The sequence below is a fragment of the Cellulomonas timonensis genome, from assembly GCF_900046455.1.
Classification (GTDB): Bacteria; Actinomycetota; Actinomycetes; order Actinomycetales; family Cellulomonadaceae; genus Cellulomonas_A; species Cellulomonas_A timonensis.
This window is the reverse complement of the sequence record NZ_FCOT01000012.1, coordinates 860,482-884,000: the sequence shown is the minus strand read 5'-3', so window position 1 is coordinate 884,000 and position 23,519 is coordinate 860,482. Positions and strand designations below refer to the sequence as shown.

General features: G+C 72.9%; 27 protein-coding genes and 3 tRNA genes. 16 read left to right on the top strand and 14 right to left on the bottom strand.

The window, feature by feature from the left end:
- Positions 1 to 87 precede the first annotated feature (87 nt).
- The gene (purF, locus tag BN3788_RS12570; RefSeq protein WP_066586459.1) at positions 88 to 1,635 is read left to right on the top strand and encodes an amidophosphoribosyltransferase; all 1,548 of its coding nucleotides are present in this window, start codon (positions 88 to 90) and stop codon (positions 1,633 to 1,635) included.
- Positions 1,632 to 2,759: a phosphoribosylformylglycinamidine cyclo-ligase gene (gene purM, locus BN3788_RS12565; protein ID WP_066586456.1), complete on the top strand. Its 1,128-nt coding sequence runs from the start codon at positions 1,632 to 1,634 to the stop codon at positions 2,757 to 2,759. Before purF ends, purM begins: the two co-directional genes overlap by 4 nt.
- A gap of 159 nt (positions 2,760 to 2,918) precedes the next feature.
- Here purM and BN3788_RS12560 read toward each other — a convergent pair whose 3' ends face one another.
- Positions 2,919 to 3,125 carry a DUF3073 domain-containing protein gene (locus BN3788_RS12560; RefSeq protein ID WP_066586455.1) on the bottom strand — a complete coding sequence of 69 codons (207 nt, stop codon included), beginning with the start codon at positions 3,123 to 3,125 and terminating at the stop codon, positions 2,919 to 2,921.
- A 454-nt stretch (positions 3,126 to 3,579) separates the two neighbouring features.
- Between BN3788_RS12560 and BN3788_RS12555 the strand changes: the two genes are divergently transcribed.
- Both BN3788_RS12555 and BN3788_RS12550 read left to right on the top strand, forming a co-directional pair.
- A complete protein-coding gene (locus BN3788_RS12555; protein WP_066586452.1) occupies positions 3,580 to 3,789 on the top strand; it encodes a BldC family transcriptional regulator in 210 nt (69 codons plus the stop codon).
- Between the two features lie 199 nt (positions 3,790 to 3,988).
- Entirely contained in the window at positions 3,989 to 4,960 is a 972-nt protein-coding gene (locus BN3788_RS12550; protein ID WP_066586449.1) for a DNA-3-methyladenine glycosylase 2, read from the top strand.
- Here the strand turns inward: BN3788_RS12550 and BN3788_RS12545 are convergent.
- The 3 genes from BN3788_RS12545 to BN3788_RS12535 form a co-directional block, all read right to left on the bottom strand.
- Positions 4,957 to 5,223, bottom strand: a complete 267-nt coding sequence (locus BN3788_RS12545; protein ID WP_066586446.1) for a DUF3618 domain-containing protein — start codon at positions 5,221 to 5,223, stop codon at positions 4,957 to 4,959. The genes BN3788_RS12550 and BN3788_RS12545 overlap by 4 nt on opposite strands.
- Entirely contained in the window at positions 5,220 to 5,633 is a 414-nt protein-coding gene (locus BN3788_RS12540) for a phage holin family protein (protein WP_066586443.1), read from the bottom strand. The genes BN3788_RS12545 and BN3788_RS12540 overlap by 4 nt, the downstream gene beginning before the upstream one ends.
- Before the next feature lie 91 nt (positions 5,634 to 5,724).
- The gene (locus BN3788_RS12535) at positions 5,725 to 6,162 is read right to left on the bottom strand and encodes a phage holin family protein (RefSeq protein WP_066587200.1); all 438 of its coding nucleotides are present in this window, start codon (positions 6,160 to 6,162) and stop codon (positions 5,725 to 5,727) included.
- Positions 6,163 to 6,433: 271 nt separating this feature from the next.
- Between BN3788_RS12535 and BN3788_RS12530 the strand changes: the two genes are divergently transcribed.
- Positions 6,434 to 6,979, top strand: a complete 546-nt coding sequence (locus BN3788_RS12530; RefSeq protein ID WP_066586441.1) for a DUF1269 domain-containing protein — start codon at positions 6,434 to 6,436, stop codon at positions 6,977 to 6,979.
- A gap of 96 nt (positions 6,980 to 7,075) precedes the next feature.
- Positions 7,076 to 7,513 carry a class Ib ribonucleoside-diphosphate reductase assembly flavoprotein NrdI gene (gene nrdI, locus BN3788_RS12525; protein ID WP_066586439.1) on the top strand — a complete coding sequence of 146 codons (438 nt, stop codon included), beginning with the start codon at positions 7,076 to 7,078 and terminating at the stop codon, positions 7,511 to 7,513.
- Here the strand turns inward: nrdI and BN3788_RS12520 are convergent.
- From BN3788_RS12520 to BN3788_RS12500, 5 genes are all read right to left on the bottom strand, one after another.
- Positions 7,482 to 8,303, bottom strand: a complete 822-nt coding sequence (locus BN3788_RS12520; protein WP_066586437.1) for an alpha/beta fold hydrolase — start codon at positions 8,301 to 8,303, stop codon at positions 7,482 to 7,484. The two genes, nrdI and BN3788_RS12520, sit on opposite strands and share 32 nt — an antisense overlap.
- A 60-nt stretch (positions 8,304 to 8,363) precedes the next feature.
- Positions 8,364 to 8,639 carry an isoamylase early set domain-containing protein gene (locus tag BN3788_RS12515; protein WP_066586434.1) on the bottom strand — a complete coding sequence of 92 codons (276 nt, stop codon included), beginning with the start codon at positions 8,637 to 8,639 and terminating at the stop codon, positions 8,364 to 8,366.
- 191 nt (positions 8,640 to 8,830) lie between these two features.
- Positions 8,831 to 8,903: transfer RNA gene (locus BN3788_RS12510), tRNA-Phe, on the bottom strand.
- A gap of 41 nt (positions 8,904 to 8,944) precedes the next feature.
- Positions 8,945 to 9,018, bottom strand: a tRNA-Asp gene (locus tag BN3788_RS12505).
- Positions 9,019 to 9,052: 34 nt separating this feature from the next.
- Positions 9,053 to 9,125 (bottom strand) — tRNA-Glu (locus BN3788_RS12500).
- Positions 9,126 to 9,274: 149 nt separating this feature from the next.
- Here BN3788_RS12500 and BN3788_RS12495 point away from each other — a divergent pair.
- Together BN3788_RS12495 and BN3788_RS12490 are read left to right on the top strand one after the other, a co-directional pair.
- Positions 9,275 to 9,628: a metallopeptidase family protein gene (locus tag BN3788_RS12495; protein WP_066587198.1), complete on the top strand. Its 354-nt coding sequence runs from the start codon at positions 9,275 to 9,277 to the stop codon at positions 9,626 to 9,628.
- Positions 9,629 to 9,689: 61 nt separating this feature from the next.
- Positions 9,690 to 10,616, top strand: coding sequence for an LLM class flavin-dependent oxidoreductase (locus BN3788_RS12490; protein ID WP_082812849.1), 927 nt, complete (start codon positions 9,690 to 9,692; stop codon positions 10,614 to 10,616).
- Between the two features lie 27 nt (positions 10,617 to 10,643).
- On the opposite strand, the gene galE is transcribed toward BN3788_RS12490, so the two are convergent.
- A complete protein-coding gene (gene galE, locus BN3788_RS12485; RefSeq protein ID WP_066586429.1) occupies positions 10,644 to 11,600 on the bottom strand; it encodes a UDP-glucose 4-epimerase GalE in 957 nt (318 codons plus the stop codon).
- Positions 11,601 to 11,726: 126 nt separating this feature from the next.
- On the opposite strand from galE, the gene BN3788_RS12480 reads away from it, so the two are divergent.
- Genes BN3788_RS12480 through BN3788_RS12455 form a run of 6 tightly spaced genes read left to right on the top strand, consistent with a single transcriptional unit; the run spans position 11,727 to position 16,989 of the window.
- The gene (locus BN3788_RS12480) at positions 11,727 to 12,845 is read left to right on the top strand and encodes a polyprenyl synthetase family protein (RefSeq protein ID WP_147525127.1); all 1,119 of its coding nucleotides are present in this window, start codon (positions 11,727 to 11,729) and stop codon (positions 12,843 to 12,845) included.
- The gene (locus BN3788_RS12475) at positions 12,845 to 13,753 is read left to right on the top strand and encodes a phytoene/squalene synthase family protein (RefSeq protein WP_066586425.1); all 909 of its coding nucleotides are present in this window, start codon (positions 12,845 to 12,847) and stop codon (positions 13,751 to 13,753) included. The genes BN3788_RS12480 and BN3788_RS12475 overlap by 1 nt, the downstream gene beginning before the upstream one ends.
- Complete coding sequence (gene crtI / locus BN3788_RS12470) at positions 13,750 to 15,411, top strand: phytoene desaturase family protein (RefSeq protein WP_066586423.1); 1,662 nt, start codon at positions 13,750 to 13,752, stop codon at positions 15,409 to 15,411. Before BN3788_RS12475 ends, crtI begins: the two co-directional genes overlap by 4 nt.
- On the top strand, positions 15,408 to 15,773 hold the full coding sequence (locus tag BN3788_RS12465) for a lycopene cyclase domain-containing protein (protein ID WP_066587196.1): 366 nt from the start codon (positions 15,408 to 15,410) through the stop codon (positions 15,771 to 15,773). Before crtI ends, BN3788_RS12465 begins: the two co-directional genes overlap by 4 nt.
- Positions 15,770 to 16,123 carry a lycopene cyclase domain-containing protein gene (locus BN3788_RS12460; RefSeq protein ID WP_066586415.1) on the top strand — a complete coding sequence of 118 codons (354 nt, stop codon included), beginning with the start codon at positions 15,770 to 15,772 and terminating at the stop codon, positions 16,121 to 16,123. Before BN3788_RS12465 ends, BN3788_RS12460 begins: the two co-directional genes overlap by 4 nt.
- Entirely contained in the window at positions 16,120 to 16,989 is an 870-nt protein-coding gene (locus tag BN3788_RS12455) for a prenyltransferase (protein WP_066586413.1), read from the top strand. The genes BN3788_RS12460 and BN3788_RS12455 overlap by 4 nt, the downstream gene beginning before the upstream one ends.
- Before the next feature lie 19 nt (positions 16,990 to 17,008).
- Here the strand turns inward: BN3788_RS12455 and surE are convergent, their stop codons facing one another.
- Positions 17,009 to 17,770 (bottom strand): 5'/3'-nucleotidase SurE, encoded by a 762-nt coding sequence (gene surE, locus BN3788_RS12450; RefSeq protein ID WP_108723851.1) that lies wholly within the window; start codon positions 17,768 to 17,770, stop codon positions 17,009 to 17,011.
- A gap of 100 nt (positions 17,771 to 17,870) precedes the next feature.
- On the opposite strand from surE, the gene BN3788_RS19855 reads away from it, so the two are divergent.
- A complete protein-coding gene (locus tag BN3788_RS19855) occupies positions 17,871 to 20,021 on the top strand; it encodes a mechanosensitive ion channel domain-containing protein (RefSeq protein ID WP_234346634.1) in 2,151 nt (716 codons plus the stop codon).
- A gap of 79 nt (positions 20,022 to 20,100) precedes the next feature.
- Here BN3788_RS19855 and BN3788_RS12440 read toward each other — a convergent pair whose 3' ends face one another.
- A complete protein-coding gene (locus BN3788_RS12440; protein ID WP_066586410.1) occupies positions 20,101 to 20,874 on the bottom strand; it encodes an SDR family NAD(P)-dependent oxidoreductase in 774 nt (257 codons plus the stop codon).
- A gap of 28 nt (positions 20,875 to 20,902) precedes the next feature.
- Positions 20,903 to 21,370: a hemerythrin domain-containing protein gene (locus BN3788_RS12435; RefSeq protein ID WP_066587193.1), complete on the bottom strand. Its 468-nt coding sequence runs from the start codon at positions 21,368 to 21,370 to the stop codon at positions 20,903 to 20,905.
- Between the two features lie 263 nt (positions 21,371 to 21,633).
- Here BN3788_RS12435 and BN3788_RS12430 point away from each other — a divergent pair, with 263 nt between their 5' ends.
- A complete protein-coding gene (locus tag BN3788_RS12430; protein ID WP_147525126.1) occupies positions 21,634 to 22,536 on the top strand; it encodes a hypothetical protein in 903 nt (300 codons plus the stop codon).
- 9 nt (positions 22,537 to 22,545) lie between these two features.
- Here BN3788_RS12430 and BN3788_RS12425 read toward each other — a convergent pair whose 3' ends face one another.
- The gene (locus BN3788_RS12425) at positions 22,546 to 23,436 is read right to left on the bottom strand and encodes an aldo/keto reductase (RefSeq protein WP_234346633.1); all 891 of its coding nucleotides are present in this window, start codon (positions 23,434 to 23,436) and stop codon (positions 22,546 to 22,548) included.
- Positions 23,437 to 23,519: the final 83 nt, after the last annotated feature.

The following is a 23,519-nucleotide window of genomic DNA, read 5'->3' as shown; positions in this document are numbered from 1 at the left end:
GGGGCTTCGTGCTGCCCGTCGCCGGCCCGCGATCCGCGACCCGGATCGTCGCCCCGGGCAGCCGGGCACGTGTGCAACCATGGTGGCGTGGCCCTTCGCGGAGACGGACTCCTGACCCACGACCTGCTACCGGATGAGAAGGGCCCCCAAGACGCCTGCGGCGTCTTCGGGGTCTGGGCTCCGGGTGAAGAGGTCGCCAAACTCACCTACTTCGGGCTCTACGCGCTGCAGCACCGCGGCCAGGAGTCGGCGGGCATCGCGACGTCCAACGGCGAGCAACTGCTCGTCTACAAGGACATGGGCCTCGTCTCGCAGGTCTTCGACGAGACCGCGCTCAACGCCCTGACCGGCCACCTGGCCATCGGGCACACGCGGTACTCCACGACCGGCGCCAGCACCTGGGAGAACGCGCAGCCCACGCTGGGCGCCACGGCCTCCGGAACCCTCGCCCTGGGCCACAACGGGAACCTCACGAACAGCGCCGAGCTCGTCGACCTGGTCGCCGAGCGGTACGGCCCGCAGCGTCGCGGCGAGCTGGCCCGCGGCAACACCACCGACACCGCGCTCATCACCGCACTGTTCGCGGGCGACCCGGACCACACCCTCGAGGCCACGGCGCTCGAAGTGCTGCCGCGCCTGCGAGGCGCCTTCAGCCTCGTCTTCATGGACGAGCACACCCTGTACGCGGCACGCGACCCGCAGGGGGTGCGCCCGCTCGTCCTCGGCCGCCTGGAGCGCGGCTGGGTCGTCGCCAGCGAGATCCCAGCCCTCGACATCGTGGGCGCGTCCTACGTGCGCGAGGTCGAGCCCGGCGAGTTCATCGCGATCGACTCCGACGGCCTGCGCACGCAGCGCTTCGCCCCCGTGGAGCGCGCGGGCTGCGTGTTCGAGTACGTCTACCTGGCCCGGCCCGACACGACCATCGCGGGCCGCTCCGTGCACGCCGCGCGCGTCGAGATGGGCCGCCGCCTCGCCGCCGAGCACCCCGTCGAGGCAGACCTCGTCATCCCCGTGCCCGAGTCCGGCACCCCGGCCGCCGTCGGCTACGCGGCGGCGTCGGGCATCCCGTTCGGACAAGGGCTGACCAAGAACGCCTACGTGGGCCGCACGTTCATCCAGCCCTCGCAGACCCTGCGCCAGCTGGGCATCCGGCTCAAGCTGAACCCGCTGCGCGAGGTCATCCGCGGCAAGCGCCTCGTGGTGGTGGACGACTCGATCGTCCGCGGCAACACGCAGCGCGCCCTGATCCGGATGCTCCGCGAGGCCGGGGCAGCCGAGGTGCACGTGCGGATCAGCTCGCCCCCGGTGAAGTGGCCCTGCTTCTACGGCATCGACTTCGCCACCCGTGCCGAGCTCATCGCCACCGGCTTGGGCGTCGAGGAGATCGGCGCGTCGCTGGGCGCCGACTCCCTCGGCTACATCTCCCAGGAGGCGATGATCGAGGCGACTGAGCAGCCCGCGTCGCAGCTCTGCACCGCGTGCTTCAGCGGCCACTACCCCATCGAGCTGCCGCCCGAGTCTCGGCTCGGCAAGCAGCTGCTCGAGCAGAACGAGCTCCCACTGGGAGCCCCAGAGGACGGACTGTCGACCTTGATGAGCACCTCGGGTGGCGCGACCGCCCTGGAACACCCGTGAGCGCCGCACAGGGCGCCGGCGTCACCTACGCCGCCGCCGGAGTGGACACGCACGCCGGCGACAAGGCCGTCGAGCTGATGAAGGACGCCGTGCGCGCGACCCACGGGCCGCAGGTGCTGGGCGGCTTCGGCGGGTTCGCCGGGCTCTATGACGCCTCGGCGCTGGTGGGCTACCGCCGTCCGCTGTTGGCCACGTCCACTGACGGGGTCGGCACCAAGGTCGCGATCGCGCAGGCGATGGACATCCACGACACGATCGGCTTCGACCTGGTCGGCATGGTCGTGGACGACATCGTGGTGGTCGGCGCGAAGCCGCTGTTCATGACGGACTACATCGCCTGCGGACGGGTGGTGCCGGAGCGGATCGCGGACATCGTGCGCGGGATCGCGGCGGCCTGCGAGGTCGCGGGGACGGCGCTGGTCGGCGGGGAGACCGCCGAGCACCCGGGCCTGCTCGGGCCGGAGGAGTACGACGTGGCGGGAGCCGCCACCGGAGTGGTCGAGGCTGACGAGGTGCTCGGCCCGGAGCGGGTGCGCTCCGGTGACGTGCTGATCGCGCTGGGGTCCAGCGGCCTGCACTCCAACGGGTATTCGCTGGTGCGCAAGGTGATCGAGGTCGCCGGCTGGGGCCTCGAGCGGCATGTGCCCGATCTGGGCCGCACGCTCGGCGAGGAGCTGCTGGTCCCGACCCGGGTCTACGCCTCCGACTGCCTGGCCCTCGTGGAGCGGGCGGCGGGCGGCGTGCACGCGTTCTCGCACGTCACCGGTGGCGGCCTGGCGGCCAACGTCGCCCGGGTGCTGCCCGCCGGCCTGGTGGCCGAGGTGGCGCGCGGCAGCTGGTTGCTGCCCCCGGTCTTCGACCTGGTCCGGACGCTCGGCGGGGTGCCGTGGAGTGACCTGGAGAACACCCTCAACCTGGGCGTGGGGATGGTCGCGATCGTGGCCCCCGAGGCCGTGGACGGGGTTGTGGCGCACGCTGCGGAGTTGGGCCTGCCCGCCTGGGATCTCGGCACGGTGAGCCCGCTGGAGGCGCTGCGGGACGTGCTGGACGTCGAGCTGGTGTCGGGCACCAAGGGTGTGCAGGCGGGCGCTGTGCGGATGACGGGCGCCTACCGGACGGCCTGAGCCTGCGGGTCGGCGTCACCCCGGGCCTGCGCATGCGGGCTCGGGGGCGATGCCCGAAGTGGGGTGGTGCCCGAAAGTGGGGGCGGTGGCGTCGCGATCCCGTCCAGCACACTCGTGCTCTGGGGATCGCGACGTGCCCTTGCGCTGACGCTGGAGGCGTCAGCGCTCGTCTGCCCACGGGCGGTAGTCGCCCGACCCGTCCGCATCGTCGTCTGTGTCCACAGCACGGCGGCTGTCGGTCACGACATCGTTGTGGCCTCGCGACGTGAGCTCTTGTTCGAGTGCTCTGTAGTTGGTCTCCGGGCTGAAGTACTTCAGCTCCCGGGCGACCTTCGTCTGCTTAGCCTTCTGACGGCCGCGCCCCATGGCATCGACCCCCTCTTACGTGGATGCGGGGCGGCACCGTGCGTACACGTGCGGCCCCGGGGTGCTGAATCGTCTCTTCGTGGGGCAACGGTACATGCTCGGCTGCTATTCCGACCACTCGCGTCCCGAGGGCGCCGGTGTCGATGCCTGGGTGGTGGTCGAGGCGTGGTCTGGGGCTGCACCGACCGGACGGTAGGGATTACTCTAGTTGTGACCGATACGCACCGTCTGCATGAGACGTTCGTGAGAATCAGCCGCGCAGCCCGTGAACCTTATGCGGCTTTCGACCAGGTACGCCATGCTAGACGACAGCGCTGCAGGGGGCAGGGCATCACCTGGCTTCCGCTTGCGGACGCTGCGGTGACGCCTCGGTCGGAAGCACGACACACGAGACTGCACGGCCCACGGGACACACGTTCCGGAACGCGGGCCGTGCGCCACCTGGAGGCAGTCGATGTCCGCACACCCCGCAGAGTCCGAGGCCCTGCTCACCCCATCCGAGGTCGCGACGCTGTTCCGGGTCGACCCGAAGACAGTGACGCGGTGGGCGAAGGCGGGCAAGCTCTCGTCGATCCGCACGCTCGGCGGACACCGCCGATACCGCGAGTCCGAGGTCCGCGAGCTCCTCAACGGCGTTCCGCAGCCGCGTGAGGGCAAGGCCTGACGTTCTCGGCGCCGCACGTCCCGCTGAGCACGATGAGCGCCCGGTCCCGCCATGCGGCGGCCGGAGCGCAACGGTCCACACTCTTCCCCCAGGCCGTCCGCATCATGGACGGTGCGCGGCTCAGGGATCGACCGGTCGTGCTCGCGGTGCGGAACAGGCTGCGGAATGGGCGCCGGCCGGGCGCACGCCCGTCGCTGACGTGACACTGACCACAGCAGACGGCATTCGGCTGCCACTGCCGCACCGGCAGCCGTTCGACGCCGTCGCCTGGTACCGGCACGTCAGCGATCGGGCGATACCTGGCCTCGAGATCGCCGCAAGCAGCGCCTCCACCGACGCCTCGCCCTCACAGGGGCAGCACGCGGTGACACGGCTGCTGACGGGCAGCGCTGGACCAGTGCGGGCGACCGTGGTGCTGGCCGCCGACGGCTCGCACCTCGAGGCCGTGGTGGCTGGCGCCGCCGAGGGGGACATCCCCACGGTGACGGCGCGCCTGCGCCGCTGGCTCGACCTCGACGCCGACCCGGCAGCGATCTCCGCCGCGCTCGGCGACGATCCGCTGATCGGGCCGTTGATCCAGGCCAGGCCCGGGCTCCGGGTGCCCGGAACATCAGACCCGTTCGAGCTGGCCGTGCGTGCGGTGCTCGGCCAGCAGGTCTCCACCTCCGCGGCCCGCACGGTCGCAGGGCGCCTGGTGCGTGCCTTCGGGGAGCCCGGCAGCCACGGGCTGTGGCTGTTCCCCGGGCCGGAGCGGTTGGCGGCCCTGCCCGTCGACGCGCTGCGCGCGCTCGGGCTCAACACGGGGCGAGCCGCCGCCATCGGCGTGCTGGCCCGCGCGGTCGTGGACGGCCTCTCGCTCGAGCCCGGCCCGGACGTGGACGTGGCGCAGGTCAGGGCCCAGTTGGTGGCGCTGCGGGGCATCGGGCCGTGGACCGCTGACTATCTGGCGCTCCGGGCCCTCGGGGCGCCGGACGTGTTCCCTGCCGGCGACCTCGTGCTCCGCCGGGCGCTGGCCGAGCTGCCCGGGGGCGCCGGCGCGGCAGTCGGCGAGCGGACCGCCGAGCGGATCGCTCGTCGCTGGAGCCCGTGGCGGTCCTACGCCGCGCAGCACCTGTGGTCGGCCTGGTCCGCCCGGGCCGTCGAGGCCCGCGCGTCACGGCTGCCGCGCTAGAGCTTGCGGACGATCCCGGCGACGACCAAGCCCACGGCGGCGCCTGCGACTCCGAGGATCACCCGGGCCCGCTGACGGGCGTTCGGGTCGGTGTGCGGGTCATTGCCGACCGCGTCACGCACCAGGCGCCGGCCGTTCTCGACAGCCTCGGAGGCTTGACGGCGCGGGTCCAGCCGCGTCGTCAGCTCGTCCACTGTCGCGGCCAGTTGCGCGCGGGTGGCGCGGAGCTCGGACTCCAGCGCTGTGATCTTCGGGTCGGTCATGACCGGATGCCTCCCTTGACTGCCTCGACGTCGAGCTTCAGGTTCTCCTTGGCGGCCTCCGGCGTGGGCGGCATCCCCGCCTGCAGGCGGTTCTTGCCGAGCAGCCCGAGGATCGCGGTGATGACCAGCAGCGCCACCCCCACGATCAGCGCGGCGAGCCATGCGTCGAGCGCGGTCGCCAGGCCGAGCACCGCTGTGGCGATGAGCGTGGCGAACGCGAAGAAGCCGAACAGCCCTGCGCCGACCAGCAGGCCGATCCCGATGCCCGCCTGCTTCGCTCGGGCCGCCATCTCCGCCTTGGCGAGATCGATCTCCGCGCGCACCAGGCGCGCGCCCTGCTCGCTCAGTTGGCTGACGAGCCGACCGATCGAGTGGCGATCCTCCGTCTCGCGCTGCGATCCCGTGACCATGACCTCACCCTCCGTCCGCACCAGGCTTGCGTGCCATGCCCCAGTCTGCTGGTCACAGGCCCGACATGCGCGTTCAGCGCGCCGTTCGGCCTCAGTCGGCCCAGGGGTGGACCTGCTCCTCGATGACCGGGTCCGGGGCGGGCGGGGCGACACGGGCCGGTTGGGGCAGGTGGCTGCGGCCCCATGCGGCGAATCCCGCGGCGAGCAGGATGACCGCTACGCCGACCAGGATGAACGACAGCCACAGCCACACCACATGCGCGAGGCCCACCACGGCGCCTCCGAGCAGCAGCGCGGCGCCCAGCACCGTGAGGAGCGCGGCTGCGGCGAACGCGAGGGCGCTCGGCCGGACCTCGACGGCCTTCGCCTTGACCGCGCGGGAGACCACGTCGATCTCGGCTTGCACCGAGGCGCGCACCTTGTCCTCGACCTGCCCGATCTTGTCGCGGGCCATCCCCGCGATCGGCTCGGTGAATCGATCGAAGAATCGGCCGGAGCGGGTGCGCTCGGGGCCGGGGGACTCGCTCACGGAAACCTCCGCCATCGGCATGGTGCGCCGGCGTCGTCGCCGCGCGCGCGACAGCCTAGGCCCCGCGTGCGCCCGTTCCCCGTATAGACGTGCAGGTAAGACGCGGAAGTCCACCCGGCGGGACGGCGCCGGCGGGCGATGGGGATGCCCAGGCCCGGTCCAGATCCGCCCGGAGCGCGCCGTGCGGCCGGTTGCAGCCGCCGGTGGCCCGCCTTCAATGGAGTGCAGAGGTGTTGATCCCAGCGCCTCACGACCGCGACGGAGCCACGTCATGCCACTGGACAGCTACGTGATCATCATCAACACCTACGACGACACCGACGCCGCGCTCGCCGACTACGACGCCGCGCGGACGCTCTACGAGGACTGGGACCTGGGGGACACCTACGACGCTGCCGTCGTCACCCGCCGTGATGACGGCAAGGTCAAGATCGTCAAGCGCCACGAGCAGCCGGTGATCCAGGGCGGCGTCGCCGGGCTCGGCATCGGCCTGGCGGTGGGCGCGCTGAGCGCGCTGTTCCCGGCGGTGGTCATCGGCGCGGGGCTGGCCTGGGGCGCCGGCGGGGGCCTGGTGCTGGGCGCCCTGACCGGGCACGTGGTCGGCGGGGTGAGCCGCAAGGACCTCAAGGAGCTCGGCGAGGAGCTCGACAGTGGCCAGAGCGCCGTGCTGATCGTCGCCGCCGAGGACGTCGAGGCCCGAGTCGACGCCGCGTTGTCGCGGGGCAAGAAGATCCTGAAGAAGCAGCTCAAGGCCGACAGCAAGGAGTTGGAGAGGGCGATCGCCGAGGCCAAGGCCGAGGAGAAGGCGGCGGCCTGAGCCTGACGCCGTGACCGGCGCGAGTGGTGGCCGAGACATCGCTGCCGGGACGATCGTCCCGGCAGCGATGCCGTCGATCCCTGGTTGCATCGACGGATGCGACAGACCCCGCTCTACTACTACTCGAGCGCCAGCGGGCTGGTGCGCTCGTTCGCCGAGCGGCTGGAGCGGCCCGTGTTCAACCTCGCGGAGCGCGAGCACCGCCTGAGCGAGGTCGACGGGCCGTGGGTGTTGCTCACGCCGTCCTACAAGACCGGGAACGACAGCAACGACACGATCCCGGAGGCCGTCCGGCGCTTCCTGCGCTCGGAGGCGAACCGCCGGCGGCTCGTCGGGGTGATGGGATCAGGCAACCGGAACTTCGGACAGCACTACCAGATGGCCGCACGGGAGATCGCCCGCCGCTCGGGTCGGCCGATGCTCTTCGAGTTCGAGCTGGCCGGCACCCCCTGGGACGTGGAGGAGGGGCGGGCCATCCTCGAGCAGCTCGACGCCGCCCTCGTCACCGCGCACCAGCCTGTGCAGCCGGACTAGCGGCCGGACGAGCGGCGGGCGACGCGGAGGCGACCCGGGCGAGCCACTCCTGGAGCAGTGCCGCCACGACGGCGGGCTGGTCGAGGTGCACGTTGTGGCCGGCGTCGTCCAAGAGCGCGAACGTCGACCGGGGGTAGTGCGGGAGCAGGGCCAGGGCGTCGCGGTAGCCGACGACCTGATCGTGCCGTGCGGTGACGACCAGGGTGGGGCCGGTGAACGCGTACCCCGCGGGCTCGACGGTGTGAGAGAGCGCGTACTGCGCCCGGATGCGCGCCAGCGTGGGCTGGTCGGCGGCGCGGATGCCCGGCAGGGCGTGGTCCCGGAACAGCGCCCAGGCCTCAGGCGTCTGGCGGACGGCCATCGCTGCGAACTCCGCCGCGTCCGCCGGGTTGAGCCGGGCGAGCAGGGCCGGGTCCGCGTGGGCGACGTGCTTCGGTGGCGCGTCCGGGTCGCCGTCGGTGGCGAGGGGCGCCAGCAGCGCCAGACCGGCCACCTGGTCGCCGAGCCGCGCGGCGAGGGCTCGGGCCATCAGGCCTCCGTACGACGAGCCCAGCACCGCGAACGGCTCGGCGAACTGGACGGCGGCCAGGTCGGTGAGGGCGTCGAGCACGTCGTCGGAGCTGGAGACGGGGTCGGTGCTCAGACCCATGCCCGGCAGGTCCACGTACACCCGGCGCCACGGCCCGGCGGCGGCGACCGCCCCGTCGAGGCTGGTGAGCAGGCGATGGTCGACGCCGAAGCCGTGGATGAGCAGGATCGGGCGGCCCTCGCCACGTGTCACGGTGTGCATGTGCGCACCGTAGTGACGGGCGCCGACATCGCCCGGGTGGACGACGCGCGCCGCAGGCCCTCAGGCCAGCACGACTCCGCCGTCCGCGGTGATCTCGTCGGCGTCGGCGTCGTCGAACCAGAGCCCGTTGTCGCCCAGGTACCGGAACCGCACAGTCGTCCCGACCGGGACCGTCACGGACGTGCTGGCCGTCCCGTTGGAGCGGCGGCGCAGTGGGTGCGCCCCCGGCGTCCAGTCGTTGAACGTGCCGACGACGCTCACGGGCAGCGTGGACGCCGGCAGGGCGAAGGTGAGCGTGCGGGTGGCGGACGCGGCGGAGCGGGACTTCTTGAGCACGGGCGGACCACACTTTCCCTCGGACGAGCGAAGCGGACAAATGCATCGTGGCGTGCCGATGTTTCCGGGGCCACTCGGGCAGATGAGCGCCGTGTGACGGGACGGGGTGGGCGCCGCGCCCGTCGCGGGCCGGCCGCGTGATCCGGAGACGACGAAGCCCCGCACCGGGACTCCGGGCGGGGCTCGTTCTGTGGCCACTGGCAGGGTCGAACTGCCGACCTTTCGATTTTCAGTCGAACGCTCTACCAACTGAGCTAAGTGGCCGAACCGACAACGCCCGGCCAAATGACCGGGCGTATATCGAGCGACCCCGACGGGACTTGAACCCGCGACCTCCGCCGTGACAGGGCGGCGCGCTAACCAACTGCGCTACGGGGCCTTGTGGTGAGACAAGGTTCCTGCAGTACTGCTCGTACCCCCAACGGGATTCGAACCCGTGCTACCGCCGTGAAAGGGCGGGGTCCTAGGCCGCTAGACGATGGGGGCGGGACTGCCCCTGACGTCGAGGCGTCTTCTGACCGGTGATAACCATAAGGTGTGGGAGCCAGGAACACCAAAACCGCAGGTCAGAAGGGGTGTGACCCCCTGTTGCGCCGTGGTTCCGGAGCCCGGTGCGGCGCGGCAGGATGGTCGTCATGGTGGAGATGTCACGCGAGGACTTCGAGGTGGCCGTCGGCGATGCGCTCGACCTGATCCCTCCGGAGCTGGCCGCGCAGATCGACAACGTCGTGGTGCTGGTCGAGGACGACCCGCCCGAGGGCGAGCCCGACCTGCTCGGAGTCTACGACGGGACGCCGCTGACCGAACGTGGGGAGTGGTGGGCCATGGGCTCGCTGCCGGACCGCATCACGATCTTCCGCAACCCGACGCTTGCGATCTGCGAGGACCGCGACGAGGTGGTCGAGGAGGTCGCGGTGACGGTGGTGCACGAGATCGCCCACCACTTCGGCATCGACGACGCGCGCTTGCACGAGCTCGGCTGGGACTGAGCGGCTGGGACTGAGCGGCTGGGGCCGAACGGCGGCGGCGTCCACGGATAGCGTGAGTCCCATGAGCGAACCGTTGCGCCTGGGCGTGGTGCTGCTGCCGCAGGACCGTTGGAGCGAGGCGCGCGAGCGCTGGCGGCGTGTGGAGGAGTACGGCTTCGACCATGCCTGGACCTACGACCACCTTTCGTGGCGGTCGCTGGTCGACGAGCCGTGGTTCGCGACGGTCCCGTTGCTCGCGGCGGCCGCGGCGGTGACCGAGCGGATCGGGCTGGGCACGTGGGTGGCGTCGCCGAACTTCCGGCACCCGGTGCCGTTCGCCAAAGAGGTGATGGGCCTCGACGACATCAGCGGTGGGCGGTTCCTGCTGGGCATCGGCGCCGGCGGGGAGGGTTTCGACGCGTCGGTGCTGGGTCCGCCGCCGACGCGGGGCGTGCGCACTCGGCGGTTCGAGGAGTTCGTGGGGCTGCTGGACCAGCTGCTCACGCAACCCGTCACGGAGCATGTCGGCGAGTTCTACGAGGCGCACGACGCCCGGATGCTGCCCGGGACGCTGGCCCGGCCCCGGACGCCGTTCGTCGTGGCGGCCAACGGTCCGCGGGCGATGCGCGTCGCGGCGCGTCACGGGCAGGGGTGGGCGACCTTCGGCCCGTCGTTCGGCCCCGAGGAGGAGGGCCTGGCGCCCGGGGTGGCGCAGGAGCACTGGTGGGCGGGGCTGGCGGGCATGGTCGCCGACTTCGACGACGTCCTGGCCCAGGAGCGGGAGGCCGCCGGGCCGGACGTGGGGCCCCGCCGGCGCTACCTGAGCCTGGACGGCGCCCCGATGTTCTCGCTGGCCTCCGTCGACCTGCTGATGGAGGGCGTCGAGCGCGCGGTGGCGCTGGGCTTCACGGACGTCGTCGTGCACTGGCCGCGGGCCAGCGGCGTCTATGCCGGGTCGGAGCGGGTGCTGGAGCAGGTGGCCGCGCGGCTCGACGACCTGCGGAAGTAGCCGGTAGCGGGCGCCGCGCCCGGCGGGTCAGCGGGTGTGGGCCCGCCAGGCGGACGCGACCATGTCGGCGAGCGTGTGGCGCATCTTCCAGTCGAGGTCCCGGGCGGCCAGGGCGCCGGACGCGACGATGCGGGCCGGGTCGCCGGGGCGGCGCGGGGCGACGTCGGGGGTGAACTCGATGCCGGTGGCGTCGGCCATCGCCGTCATGATCTGCCGCACTGAGACGCCGTCGCCGCTGCCCAGGTTGTAGACGGGCTCGAGCGCGCGCCCCCCGGCCAGCGCCTGGGCGGCCGCGACGTGCGAGACGGCCAGGTCGGCGACGTGCACGTAGTCGCGCACACAGGTGCCGTCGGGGGTGGGGTAGTCGTCGCCGTTGATGCGGGGGGTGCGGCCTGCGGCGAGCGCGTCGAGCACCAGCGGGAACAGGTTGTGCGGGCTGGAGTCGTACAGCGTGGGGGAGCCGGATCCGACCACGTTGAAGTACCGCAGCGACGTGTGGCGCAGGCCGGTGGCCCGGCCCTGGTCGCGCAGCAGCCACTCGCCGATGAGCTTGGACTCGCCGTAGGGCGACTCGGGCGCGGTGGCCGTCTGCTCGGTCACCAGGTCGGTGTCCGGGGTGCCGTAGACGGCGGCGCTGGACGAGAAGACGATCGCGTCGACACCAGCGGTCGCCATCGCTGCGAGCAGGTGGCTCGTGCCCGTGACGTTCTGCTCGTAGGTGTGCAGCGGCCGGTCGACGGAGACGCCGGCGTACTTGAACCCGGCGAGGTGCACCACGCCGGTGACGTGGTGCTCGGCGAGGGTGCCGGCGACGAGGTCGGTGTCGAGGATCGAGCCGCGGATGAGGGGCACGTCGTCGGGCACGAACTCGGCGTGCCCGCTGGAGAGGTCGTCCAGGACGACAGCGCCGAGGCCGACCTCCCGAAACGCCTGGACGACATGCGATCCGATGTACCCGGCGCCGCCGGTGACCAGCCAGTTCATGCCGCCACCCTACCGCTGGACATTTCGGGCCTGCCGAGGATCGCCGCAGGTGGGAGCCTGGAGCACGGGCTAGCGATCTACGCCATGCTCAGTATGCTGAGCATTCCGATGTGGGGAGAGGGGACCGTGAACGAACAGGTCAGCACCGCCGAGTCCCACACCCGTGTCCACGAGCAGGCCGACCCGGACGGGCTCGCCCGCCGAGTCGACGCCGCGATGGCCGCGACCACAGCCGTGCTCGACAGGTACCTCGCCGGCAGGCTCGAGCGCGCCGCGCACGTGGCCCAGCCCTACGCCCAGCTCTGGTCGGCCGTTGCCGACCAGGTGGGCGGCAAGCTCATGCGCCCCCGGCTCACCGTCGCGGCCTACCTGGGCCTCGGCGGCACGGACCTCGAGGCCGTCGCGCCGGTCGCCGCCGCGCAGGAGCTCGTGCACACCGCGATGCTCACCCATGACGACCTCCTCGACCACGACGAGGTGCGCCGAGGCCAGCCCAACATCGCCGGCGCCCACCGCGCCCGGCTCGCGCAGGCCGGGGTGGCTGGACCCGCAGCGGACGACCAGGTGCTGGCCGCAGGCCTGCTGGGCGGCGACCTGGCCCTGGTGTCCGCATTCGAGCTCGTCGCCGCGGCGCCCGTCGACCCGGCGCTGCGCGTGGCGGTCGTCGCGCTGATGGCCCGCACGCTCGGCGCCACAGTCGCGGGCGAGCTGCTCGACATCGACGCGGAGCTGCGCGACCCGTCCGACGTGGACCCGCTGCGGATTGCCGAGCTGAAGACCGCCGCCTACTCATTCACCGGGCCCCTGTCCGCAGGCGCCCTGCTCGCGCGCGCGCCCGCCGGTGTCCACGGACGGCTCGAGCAGTTCGGCAATGCGCTGGGCGTGGCCTTCCAGCTCGTCGACGACGACCTGGGCGTGTTCGGCGACCCGGCGCGCACCGGCAAGTCCGCCCTCTCCGACCTGCGGGAGGGCAAGCGCACCGAGCTGCTGCGCCTGACGTACCTGCTCGCCGACGACGCCGGACGCGAGCTGCTGGACCACCGCGTGGGCGACCCGGGCCTGGACGAGGACGGCGCGGCCCAGGTGCGCGAGCTGATGACCGCGTGCGGGGCCCGAGACCGGGCGCTCGCCCTGGCCGGCGGCGCGGCGCGGGCCGCGCGCGAGTGCGCGGTGCAGAATCTGCCCGCACCCCTCGCGGGGCGCCTTGTCGCGATGGTGGACGAGCTCGACGGGAGGGGGAGCTGATGCGCGACACCGCCCTGGCCCTCTACGACCGGACCGCGGCCCGCGCCAGCAGCGTGGTGCTCGCCGGCTACTCGACGTCCTTCGGGCTGGGCGCACGCCTGCTCGGGCGCCAGGCACGCCACGACATCGAGGCCGTCTACGCGCTGGTGCGGATCGCCGACGAGGTGGTCGACACGCACCGCGGCGCGGACGCCGGGCCGCTCCTCGACGAGCTCGAGGCGCAGACGGCCCGCGCCCTGGTGTCGGGCTACTCCACGAACCTGGTGGTGCACACGTTCGCCGCCACGGCCGCGCGGACCGGCATCGGGCATGCCGAGCTCGACCCGTTCTTCGCGTCGATGCGCGCCGACCTGACGGTGCGGGTGCACGACCAGGAGAGCTACGAGCGGTACGTCTACGGCTCCGCGGAGGTCGTGGGGCTCATGTGCCTGGCGGTGTTCCTCAACGCCGACCGGGCCCCGGGCGAGCCCGTGCGGCGCCCCGACGCGGGGCTGGTCGCTGGCGCGCGGGCGTTGGGCGCCGCGTTCCAGAAGATCAACTTCCTGCGCGATCTGGGCGTGGACTCCGGCGAGCTTGGCAGGTGCTACTTCCCGGGCGTGCGGCCGGGGGCCCTGGACCGCGCCCAGCTGGACCGCATCCTCGACGAGATCGGCCGGGACCTCCGGGTGGCGCGGGGCGCGCTGCCGCGGCTGCCGCGCCGCGCACGGCTCGCCGTCGCCGCGACGCTCGGGCTCTACGACACGCTGCTGACGCGGCTGGCGGCCACCCCGCCCGACGAGCTGCTGGCGCGCCGGCTACGGGTGCGGGGGCCGCGCAAGGTGGCGGTCGTGCTGTGGTCGGTGGCCGCAGAGGCGCGCGGCGGTGGCGCGGGTCACCGCCTGCCGCAGGACGCGAGGATGGGCGCATGAGCCGGGTGGTGGTGGTCGGAGGCGGCATCGGGGGCCTGGCGACGGCGGCGCTGCTGGCGCGGGGCGGCGCCCAGGTCACGCTGCTGGAGCGGCACGCGAGCGTCGGCGGCCGGGTGGGCGCCGCGTCCTTCGACGGGTTCCGGTTCGACACCGGGCCGTCGTGGTACTTCATGCCCGAGGTCGTCGAGCACCTGTTCGCGCTGCTCGGCGAGCGTGTCGACGACCACCTGGACCTGATGCGGCTCGACCCCGCGTACCGCGTGTTCCCGGAGCCCGTGGGGGCGGGGCCGGCCGCGATGCTGGAGGTCTCCGCCGACGCCGAGCTGAACTGGAAGGCCTTCGACGCGCTCGAGCCCGGCGCCGGCGAGGCCATGCGCGCCTACGCCGCCGAGTCCAGCGAGGCCTACCGGATCGCGCTCGACCACTTCCTCTACACGACGTTCCAACGGCCCGACCGGGCGCTGTCCGCCGACGTGCTCCGCAGGGCCCGGACCCTCGCCGGGCTGCTCACCCGGCCGCTCGCCGACAAGGTGGCCGGCGTCGTCCAGCACCCGGTGCTGCGCCAGGTGCTGGGGTACCACGCGGTCTTCCTGGGCTCGTCGCCATACCGGGTGCCCGCCCTGTACTCGCTGATGAGCCACCTCGACCTGGTGGACGGCGTGCGCTACCCGCGCGGCGGGATGTACACGCTGATCGAGGCGCTGGAGCGCATTGCCCGCGACCAGGGCGTGCGCATCCGCACCGGGGCCGATGTCGCGTCCATCGAGGTGGAGCCCGCCGCGCGCAGCCTGCGGCATCCCCGGCGCACCGGCGTCGCACGCGGCGTGCGGCTCACGTCCGGCGAGCTCGTCGAGGCCGACTTCGTGGTGTCCGGGGCCGATCGGCACCACACCGAGACCGCGCTGCTGGGCCCCCGCCACCGCTCACTGCCGGAGCCGTGGTGGCGGGACCGGGGGCCGGGGATCTCGTCGATGCTGGTGATGGCGGGCGTGCGGGGCGAGCTGCCCGAGCTGGCGCACCACTCGCTGTTCTTCACGCGCGACTGGGCCGGGAACTTCGACGACATCCTGGGCAAGCGCGCCGGCGCGGACCCGTCGACGCTGCGCGTGCCGCAGGTGGCCTCCGCCTACGTCTCGCGGACCACCGCCACCGACCCGAGCGCCGCGCCACCCGGCCACGAGAACCTCTTCCTGCTGGTCCCGTTCCCGGCCGACGCCGCACTCGGCGCCGATCCGGCCTCCCGGGCACAGCTCGAAGCCCACGCCGACCGCTTCCTCGACCAAGTCGGGGCCTGGGCGGGTATCGACGACCTGCGCGGACGTGTCGTCACCCGGCGCGTGGTGGGGCCCGCGGACTTCGCACGGGACTTCTCCGCATGGCGGGGCACGGCCCTCGGCATGGAGCACACGCTGCGGCAGAGCGCCATGTTCCGACCCGGCGACGCGTCGCCGCGCGTCCCCAACCTGCTGCACGTCGGGGCTGGCACGATCCCCGGTGTGGGACTGCCGATGTGCCTGATCAGCGCCGAGCTGGTGGTCAAGCGCCTGCTCGGCGAGACGTCGCCGCGCCCGCTGCCGGCGCCGCTGCGCCGCGGGTTCCTGGACGCGGCGCTGCCCCGCGGCCTGTGGCCCGGCGCCTCGCCGGGAAGGCGCCCGTGATCGGCCTCGCCTACCTCGGCGCCCTGCTGGTGTCCCTCGGCGGCCTCGCGCTGCTGGACCGCGCCCACCGGCTCGCCTTCTGGTCCGACTGGCGACGGTCCGCCCTGTGCGTCGGCATCGGCGTCGCGGGGTTCCTCGCGTGGGACGGCGCCGGGCTGCTGCTCGGCATCTTCGCGCGCGGCGACAGCCCGCATATGACGGGCCTGCTGCTGGCGCCCGAGCTGCCGGTGGAGGAGGCGTTCTTCCTGGCGCTGCTCTGCTACCTGGCGCTGCTCGCGTGGCGCTGGTTCGACAGGTCCGCCGCCGGGCGGGAGCACGGCCAGAGGGCCGAGCCCAGCGAGACGGCGGAGCGCGACCGATGACCAACGCGGTGCTCAACGTCGCAGTGCTCGCCGTGCTGTGCCTGGTGTGCGCGCCGGTGCTGCGCCGTCTGCGCGGCTGGGCGGTGGTCTGGACGGTGGCGCACCTGCTGATGCTCACGCTGATCTTCGACACCCTGATGATCGAGGTGGGCCTGTACACGTACGAGCCCTCGAAGATCTTGGGCGTGTGGGTGTGGGGCGCCCCGCTCGAGGACTTCGCGTACCCGATCGCGGCCGGCATCGCGATGCCCGTGCTGTGGACGGTGCTGGGGCGCCGGCGGCGGGATCGGGCGCCGGACGCGCATGTGTCGGCGCCGGCGCCGGACAGGGCTGACGGGACCGACGGGTGAGGCAGGGGGTCGCCGCCTCACGGCCGTTCTCCTGGATCAACACCGCGTACCCGTTCGCCGCCGGGTACCTCGTCGCCACCGGCGGACGCGTCGACGTGCTGCTCGTCGTCGGCACGCTCTTCTTCCTGGCGCCCTACAACCTGCTGATGTACGGCGTGAACGACGTCTTCGACTACGCCTCCGACCTGCGCAACCCGCGCAAGGGCGGCATCGAGGGGGCGCTCGCGGACCCCGCCGTCGCGCGGACAGTGCACCGGCGCATCCTGTGGGCCTGCGTGGTGACGACGGCGCCGTTCACGGCGTGGCTGCTCGGCCAGGGCTCTGTGGGCGCGGGGATCACGCTGCTGGCGGTGCTGTTCCTGGTGGTCGCGTACTCGGCGCCAGGGTTGCGCTTCAAGGAGCGCCCGGTGCTCGACTCGTTCACCTCGGCGATGCACTTCGTCGGGCCGCTGCTGTACGCGCTGGTGCTGGTGGGCGCGGACCTGGCGGCGCGCCCGGTGTGGCCGGTGCTGGTCGCGTTCACGCTGTGGGGCATGGCCTCCCACGCGTTCGGCGCCGTGCAGGACGTCCGGGCGGACCGCGCGGGTGGCATCGGGTCGGTGGCGACGGTGTTGGGCGCCCACGCCACGGTTGTCGCGGCCACCGTGGCCTACCTGCTGGCGGCCGCCGTGCTCGCCCTGCTGCCGTGGCCGGGCTGGCTGGCGGCGCTGCTGCCACTGCCCTACGCGCTGAACGCCGCGGCGTTCTGGTCGGTGCGCGACGCGGACTGCGAGCGCGCGAACCGCGGGTGGCGCCGCTTCCTGTGGCTCAACCTCGTCACCGGGTTCCTGGTGACGATGCTGCTCATCGCGGACGCGCTCACCTGAGCCACTGGGGCCGCCGGGATCAGCCCGGCAGTGTGACCGGCCCGAGGGGTGAGGTGTCGTCAGACGTGGGCGGGTTGATGAGCGTCAAGGTGGCCCATCCGCGGGCGAGCAGCGCCCAGTCGGTGTCGTCGTCGGGTGACTCGTCAGGGCTGGAGTAGGTCACCACGACCTCGCCGCCGTCCCGCTCCTCCACGTGGGCCTGCGCGGCGCCGAACGCCGCGAGCCGCGCGCGCCGCACACCCCGCAGCCCGGCCAGGGGCAGATCGGGCACGTTGAGGTTGGCAGCCCGGCCGGGGGCCGGGGCGGCGAGCAGCGTGCGCATCGTGGCGATGGCGCACGCCTCGGCGGTGTCCCAGTGCGCGGGGTCGGCGGAGGCCAGCGACACCGCAAGCCCCTCGATGCCATGCGTCGCGCCGGTGAGCACGGCTCCCACAGTGCCCGAGTGCAGCACCGCCCGGCCCGTGTTGGGCCCTCGGTTGACGCCGGAGAGCACCAGATCGGGCGGCAGGCCGAACCTCCCACGGGCGGCGGCGAGCGTGATCAGCCCGGGCGTCGCGTCGACGGCGAGGCACTCCACGCCATCGGGGACGCCTGGCGGCCGGGCCTCCACGGCCTCGACGCGGCCGAAGTGCTCGGCGCCTGTCAACGCCGCGCTCGAGCCGGACGCGTCATGCGCGGGGGCGGCCACCAGCACGTCGCCGCCCAGGGCCTGCGCCACCCGGACCAGCACCGCGAGGCCAGGCGACGCGACCCCGTCGTCATTCGTCACGAGCACACGCACCGCGTGACCTCCCTCCACCATCGCTCCGTCGACCTCACCACGCGCAGCCCGCCCGCGCCCGTGCTGCGCGCCCGTCGCCCAGCGTGCTTACCCTGACCTGGTGACCCTGGCCGCCGCGGTCGACGATCCGAGCGAGGTCTTCGTCCCGGTTCTCGTGCTGGTCGCGTGCGCCATCGGGGCGCTCATCGCGGCTGCGATCGTCTCTGTCATCGCACGCCGGGTGGCGAAGCGGTACGCGATCGCGGCCGACCTGACGAGGAAGTCGCGTGCGCCGCTGCAGGTCACCTTCCTGCTGATCGCCGTGTGGATCGGCGTCTGGCTCTCCACGGACCCGGCGCGCTGGACCCGCATCGTCGGGCACGCGCTGTTCATCTCCCTCGTCGCGTCCGTGTCCTGGCTCATCGGCACGCTCGCGTTCGTGGTCGAGGACGCGATGCTCAGCCGGTACCGCATGGATCTGCCCGACAACCGCCAAGCCCGCCGCATCCGCACCCAGATCACCGTGGTGCGCCGGATCACCGTGGCCGTGCTGGTGATCAGCGCGTTCGCGGGCATCCTCATGACGTTCCCGGAGGCCCGCGGCGTCGGCGCGAGCGTGTTCGCCTCGGCCGGGCTGCTGTCGATCGTCGCGGGGCTCGCGGCGCAGAGCTCGCTGGCGAACTTCTTCGCCGGGGTGCAGCTCGCGTTCACCGACGCGATCCGGGTCGACGACGTGGTGATCGTCCTCAACGAGTGGGGGCGCATCGAGGAGATCACGCTGACGTACGTGGTGGTGCACGTATGGGACGACCGGCGGCTGATCCTGCCGTCGACCTACTTCACCACCACCCCGTTCGAGAACTGGACGCGTCGGGCCGCCGACCTGCTCGGCACCGTCGAGATCGACGTCGACTGGGACGTGCCCGTCGAGGACGTGCGCGCCGAGATGTCGCGGCTGCTCGCCAGCACGCCACTGTGGGACCGCCGGGTGGGCGTGCTGCAGGTGACTGACGCGACGCAGGGCTTCGTGCGGCTGCGCGCCCTGGCGAGCGCCCGGGACGCCGGCACGCTGTTCGACCTGCGCTGCTTCCTGCGCGAGGGGCTCGTCGAATGGCTCCGGAGCGAGGCGCCACAGGCGCTTCCGCGGACCCGGACAGTCGCGCTGGTGAGCGTGGTGGACGAGGACGAGGAGGACACCGGGGCGCGGCCGACGCGTGGCCTGCGCCGATGGGTCCCCGCATCGCGCGCGCCCACCCCGTCGGCGCCCGAGCGGGCCGCCACCCCGCGGGAGGCTGCGCGTGACCAGACCGCCGGCCACGCCCCGCCCGGCATCGTGGGGCGCCGCAGCGCGCGCGTGTCGACCCGCGCGAAGGGCGAGCAGCCCGCTCCGCGCAGCTCGGACGAGACGCAGCGCATCGACCTCACGAGCGACTCGAGCTTGTTCACCGGGAGCATCGAGGCGATCGAGCGCTCGCGGGCTTTCGCCGGCCCGGGCGAGGACGTGATCGCCGAACGCGAGGAGCACGCCGCGCGCGACGAGGCGGCACGGCGTGACGAGGCAGCACGGCGTGACGAGGGCGCCGGGGCGCAGGAGGGCGCCGCGGGGGACGAGGACGCCGACCGTGACGAGGGCGAGGACGAGGGGCGCGACGAGGATCCGGGACGCGACGAGCGGGCCATGGTCGAGGGCCTCCAGTCGCGCCCGGGAAAGCCGCCGGCCGTCCCGCCCTCGGGGCGCCCTGTGCGTCATCCCGCCCTCCCCGAGCGGCGCTCGACGGGCCTGGTGAGGCGACAGGCGACGGGCCGGGGGAGGGGACGGGAGGCTCGGGCGGCCAGGTCTAGCCTTCGGGACGCGGTCTCGCCCAGCGGACACCCGGTTGCGGGGCCTGGCGGGCCTTGTGACCGTGGGACGGTCCGAAGGCGCCTCCCCCCTGCCCGGACCCAGGTGCGTGGCAGGGCGGCGTCCTCACCGGAAACGAGAGGAGCACCCGTGCTCACCCTGACCGAGAACGCCCGCAGTGCAGTCGCCGATCTCACCTCGAAGGCGGGCCTGCCCGACTCGGGCGGTCTGCGGATCGCGGAGTCGCCCGACCAGATCGGCAGCTTCGAGCTCTCGCTCGTCACCGAGCCCGCGCCCGGCGACGACGTGATCACCGAGGGGCCGGCGCACGTGTTCGTCTCCCCGGAGACCTCGACCACGCTCGCTGATCAGGAGCTCGACGTGGAGAGCACGGCGGGCAGCGCAGGGTTCCGACTGAGCCCGCAGGCATAGCCAGCACACGCATCACGAGGGGCGGCGCCCGGTCGGGCGCCGCCCCTCTGCTGTGCGTGGGCGCTGTGCGTGGGCCTCATCAGTCCGGGCTCATGCCGCAGGTGAGGTTCACGATCGCCCCGTTCATGGCGCAGGCGCCCCCCTCGGCGAGGAAGACGGCCATCTGGGCCACGTCGGCGAGGGTGGGCAGCGACTTGCTGCTGGTGAGCGACTCCAGGAACTGGGTGAAGTCCTCGAGAGGCATCGGCAGGTCGGGGGTGTCGCCGATCGTGTCGAGGATGCGCTGCGGCCGCAGGCAGACCACGCGCACACCGGAGGGGCCCACCTCGGCGGCGAAGGTGCGCGTGAGCGCCTCCACGGCAGCGCATGCCGCGGCGAACCCGCCGACTCCGGCGATCGACATCCTCGCGGGGGACGCGGAGAGCGTCAGGATGGTCCCGCTGCCCTGCGGCGCCATGTGACGGGCGGCGGCCTGCGTGGTGAGGAACTGCGTCCGGAGCCAGCTCGTCGCGGGCGCGAGGACGTCGTCGAGGCTGATCTCCAGCAGCGGGACGCCCTGCACCAGCGGGATCCCCACCGCGTTCAGCATCACGTCGAGGCGGTCGGCGGCGTCGACCACCGCGTCGGTGTGCGCGGTCACCGCCGCCTGGTCGTACGCGTCGACCTCGGCGACGTGCACGGGGGCGGTCGTCAGCGCGCGCACGCGGTCCGCTGTCGCGTCGACGGCAGCGGTGTGGCGGCCAGCGAGGAAGAGCTCCGCTCCCCGGCGCGCGAACCCCTCGGCGACGGCGGCGCCGATCGCGCCGCCCGCCCCGTGGATGACGACCTTCTGCGAGGGCGCGCCAGCAGCCATGGGGCCGGTCCTTCCTGGTGGGGATGGTTCAGAGTGGGCCGAGAATCGCCTGGGGCTCCGCGTCGAGCTCCAAGGTGGAGAGGATGTCGAGGAGTTGGCGTTCCTCATAGCGAAAATGGGACTCCATGATCGCGGCGAGCCCGTCCAGGTGCTGCTGGAGCTCTTCCACCGGGGCGGAACGGCCGAGGGCCCGGTCGAGCCGCCCGAGCAGGGACGCGATCGTGTCGTGGTCCTCCCGCAGCCTCGCGATCGTGGGCCGCAGCGCCGGCCAACGCGCGGACAGCTCGGGGAACAGCGCGACGTCCTCGCTGACGTGGTGGGCGCTGAGGGCGGTGCAGAACCCGTGGCAGTACAACAGCAGGTCGGTGCGCGCCGAGCCGGTGTCGCCGGAGTCGAGCGCATCGCGCGTCACGCGCAGCGCGTCGCGCAGCCGCTGATGGGCCGCCGCCAGCTCACGGTTCCAGGCGACGAGCCTGCTCTTCTCCTGCTCGGTCACGTGCCCACCTGCCGGGTCCGACGCCTCCATGCCTGGCGCAGTCCGCCATCGACACGCGACGCTGCGCAAAACGTATCAATCCCACCGGAAGTCGGCACTGGCGGCCTCCCGTCACTGGAATGCTCGCGCCGCTCACCCGTCGCCCTGGCGCCATTCCCGCCCGTGGGCGATGTGGGCCGCGATAAGTTCCGGGCTTTACTCCGACCTCGACCCAGCCGATCCTCGGCCGGCCAGCGGGCATCGGCGCAGAGAGGGCGGTGCTCGTGGGCTGGTTCGGTCGGCGCAAGGGCGAGCAGGAGGGGCCTGCCGACGAGGCCCTGCCGATGTTCACCGTGGAGCAGGCGGCGCGGTTCGCCTCCGCGGCCCAGCGGGCGTTCGCGGAGGCTGGCATGGAGACCGTGCTGGAGGGTGGCGTGTTGCGGGCGTCAGAGGGCGTCCTGCCGCTCCACGGCATCGCCACGAGGGCCGCCGCAGTCCCCGAGCGGGAGTGGCCCGCGCTCCTGGCCCAGCACGCTGGCGTGATGGCGCCTGCCCTGCAGGGCTCGCTCGCCCCGGAGCCCATCCGGGACGAGCAGGTCTACCTGCGGGTCCTCGAGCGCGACGCGATCCCGGGCGGCATGGAGGTGGGCGACGACATCGTCGGCGACCTGGTGGCGGTGCTCGGCATCGACTACCCGGACCATGTGGAGACGCTGAGCGGCGCGAAGGCGATCGACAGGCTCGGCGGGTGGGCGTCGGTCCGCGAGACCGGGCTGCGCAACCTTCGGGCGCTGGCCGCGGAGCAGGTGAAGGTGTACGCCCTCGACAGCGGGGGCGACCTGCACGTCAGCACCGGCGGGTACTTCCACGCCAGCCGGCTCCTGGTGCTCGGGGACGTGCTGGCCGCCGACTTCAAGCTTGAGAGCCCCCGACACGGGGTGCTGGTGGCGGTGCCGAACCGCACCTTGATCATCGTGCACCCCCTCGAGGGCCTCTCGGTGATCGAGGCGATGCGGACGCTGATCGGCATGGCCGCCAACCAGTCCAGCGGTCCCGGCGGGCTCCGCGAGAACGTGTTCTTCTGGCGGGACGGCGGCCTCGAGCAGGTCCCCCGCCGATCCGAGGACGGTGGCGTCACTGTCGCCGCGACGGGGGCGTTCGGGGAGGTCCTCGCCACCTTCGGCTGACGGCGGCGCTCAGGCCTCGGGGATGGGGCGGCCGAACGACTCCAGGGTGATGTCCGGCGGGTCGGGGCCACGGCGTACGCCCTGGTCGAGCGCGTCGACCTCGGCGAGCTCGTCGCCGGTGAGCTCGAAGTCCAGCACGTCGAAGTTCTCCCGGATACGGGCGGGCTTCGTCGACTTGGGGATCGCGGAGCGGCCCTCCTGCAGGTGCCAGCGCAGCATCACCTGGGCGGGGGTCTTACCGTGGGCCTCGGCGATGCGGGTGATCGTCGGGTCGTCGAACGTGCGCGTGCCGGTGTCGCGGTAGGCGGTGATGCCGCCGATCGGCGACCACGCCTGCGTGACGATGCCGCTCGCCGCGTCGGTGGCCTGCACATCGGGCTGCTGGAAGTACGGGTGCACCTCGACCTGGTTGACCGCGGGCGCGACGCTCGCCGACGCCAGCAGCCGGTCCAGGTGCTCGGGCATGAAGTTGCTGACGCCGATGGCGCGCACCCGCCCGTCGGCCAGCAGCGCCTCCAGGGCGCGGTACGCCTCGATGGTGAGGTCGAAGCGGCTCGGCAGCGCCTGATGCAGGATCAGCAGGTCGATCTGGTCGAGCCCCAGCTTGGCCGCTGACTTGTCGAACGCGTGCAGCGTCTGGTCGTAGCCGTAGTCGCTGATCCACACCTTCGTCTCGACGAAGACCTCGGCCCGGTCGATCCCCGACTCGGCGATCGCGAGGCCGACCTCACGCTCGTTGCCGTACGCCGCGGCGGTGTCGATCAGGCGGTAGCCGGTGTCCAGCGCGGTGCGGACGCTGGCGACCGTCTCCTCGGGCGGGGTCTGGAAGACGCCGAAGCCGAGGGCGGGCATGGTGACGCCGCCGTTCAGCGTGAGGGTCGGCATGGAGGTGCTGGTCATGGGTGCTCCGGTGGTCGTTGGTGGTGCTCCAGGACTGAGGCGCGAGCCCCGTCGACATGGGGTGCTCTGTCCAGCACACCAGG

Excerpts from the sequence above, each read along its gene's own strand:
- BN3788_RS12490 (WP_082812849.1), top strand. The coding sequence starts at position 9,690 with ATGAGCGAACCGTTGCGCCTGGGCGTGGTGCTGCTGCCGCAGGACCGT.
- BN3788_RS12560 (WP_066586455.1), bottom strand. The coding sequence starts at position 3,125 with ATGGGGCGCGGCCGTCAGAAGGCTAAGCAGACGAAGGTCGCCCGGGAG.
- BN3788_RS12540 (WP_066586443.1), bottom strand. The coding sequence starts at position 5,633 with ATGGTCACGGGATCGCAGCGCGAGACGGAGGATCGCCACTCGATCGGT.
- BN3788_RS12425 (WP_234346633.1), bottom strand. The coding sequence starts at position 23,436 with ATGACCAGCACCTCCATGCCGACCCTCACGCTGAACGGCGGCGTCACC.
- crtI (WP_066586423.1), top strand. The coding sequence starts at position 13,750 with ATGAGCCGGGTGGTGGTGGTCGGAGGCGGCATCGGGGGCCTGGCGACG.
- BN3788_RS12520 (WP_066586437.1), bottom strand. The coding sequence starts at position 8,303 with ATGCACACCGTGACACGTGGCGAGGGCCGCCCGATCCTGCTCATCCAC.
- BN3788_RS12495 (WP_066587198.1), top strand. The coding sequence starts at position 9,275 with ATGGTGGAGATGTCACGCGAGGACTTCGAGGTGGCCGTCGGCGATGCG.
- BN3788_RS12460 (WP_066586415.1), top strand. The coding sequence starts at position 15,770 with ATGACCAACGCGGTGCTCAACGTCGCAGTGCTCGCCGTGCTGTGCCTG.
- BN3788_RS12555 (WP_066586452.1), top strand. The coding sequence starts at position 3,580 with ATGTCCGCACACCCCGCAGAGTCCGAGGCCCTGCTCACCCCATCCGAG.
- BN3788_RS12530 (WP_066586441.1), top strand. The coding sequence starts at position 6,434 with ATGCCACTGGACAGCTACGTGATCATCATCAACACCTACGACGACACC.
- galE (WP_066586429.1), bottom strand. The coding sequence starts at position 11,600 with ATGAACTGGCTGGTCACCGGCGGCGCCGGGTACATCGGATCGCATGTC.
- BN3788_RS12545 (WP_066586446.1), bottom strand. The coding sequence starts at position 5,223 with ATGACCGACCCGAAGATCACAGCGCTGGAGTCCGAGCTCCGCGCCACC.
- BN3788_RS12440 (WP_066586410.1), bottom strand. The coding sequence starts at position 20,874 with ATGGCTGCTGGCGCGCCCTCGCAGAAGGTCGTCATCCACGGGGCGGGC.
- BN3788_RS12475 (WP_066586425.1), top strand. The coding sequence starts at position 12,845 with ATGCGCGACACCGCCCTGGCCCTCTACGACCGGACCGCGGCCCGCGCC.
- nrdI (WP_066586439.1), top strand. The coding sequence starts at position 7,076 with ATGCGACAGACCCCGCTCTACTACTACTCGAGCGCCAGCGGGCTGGTG.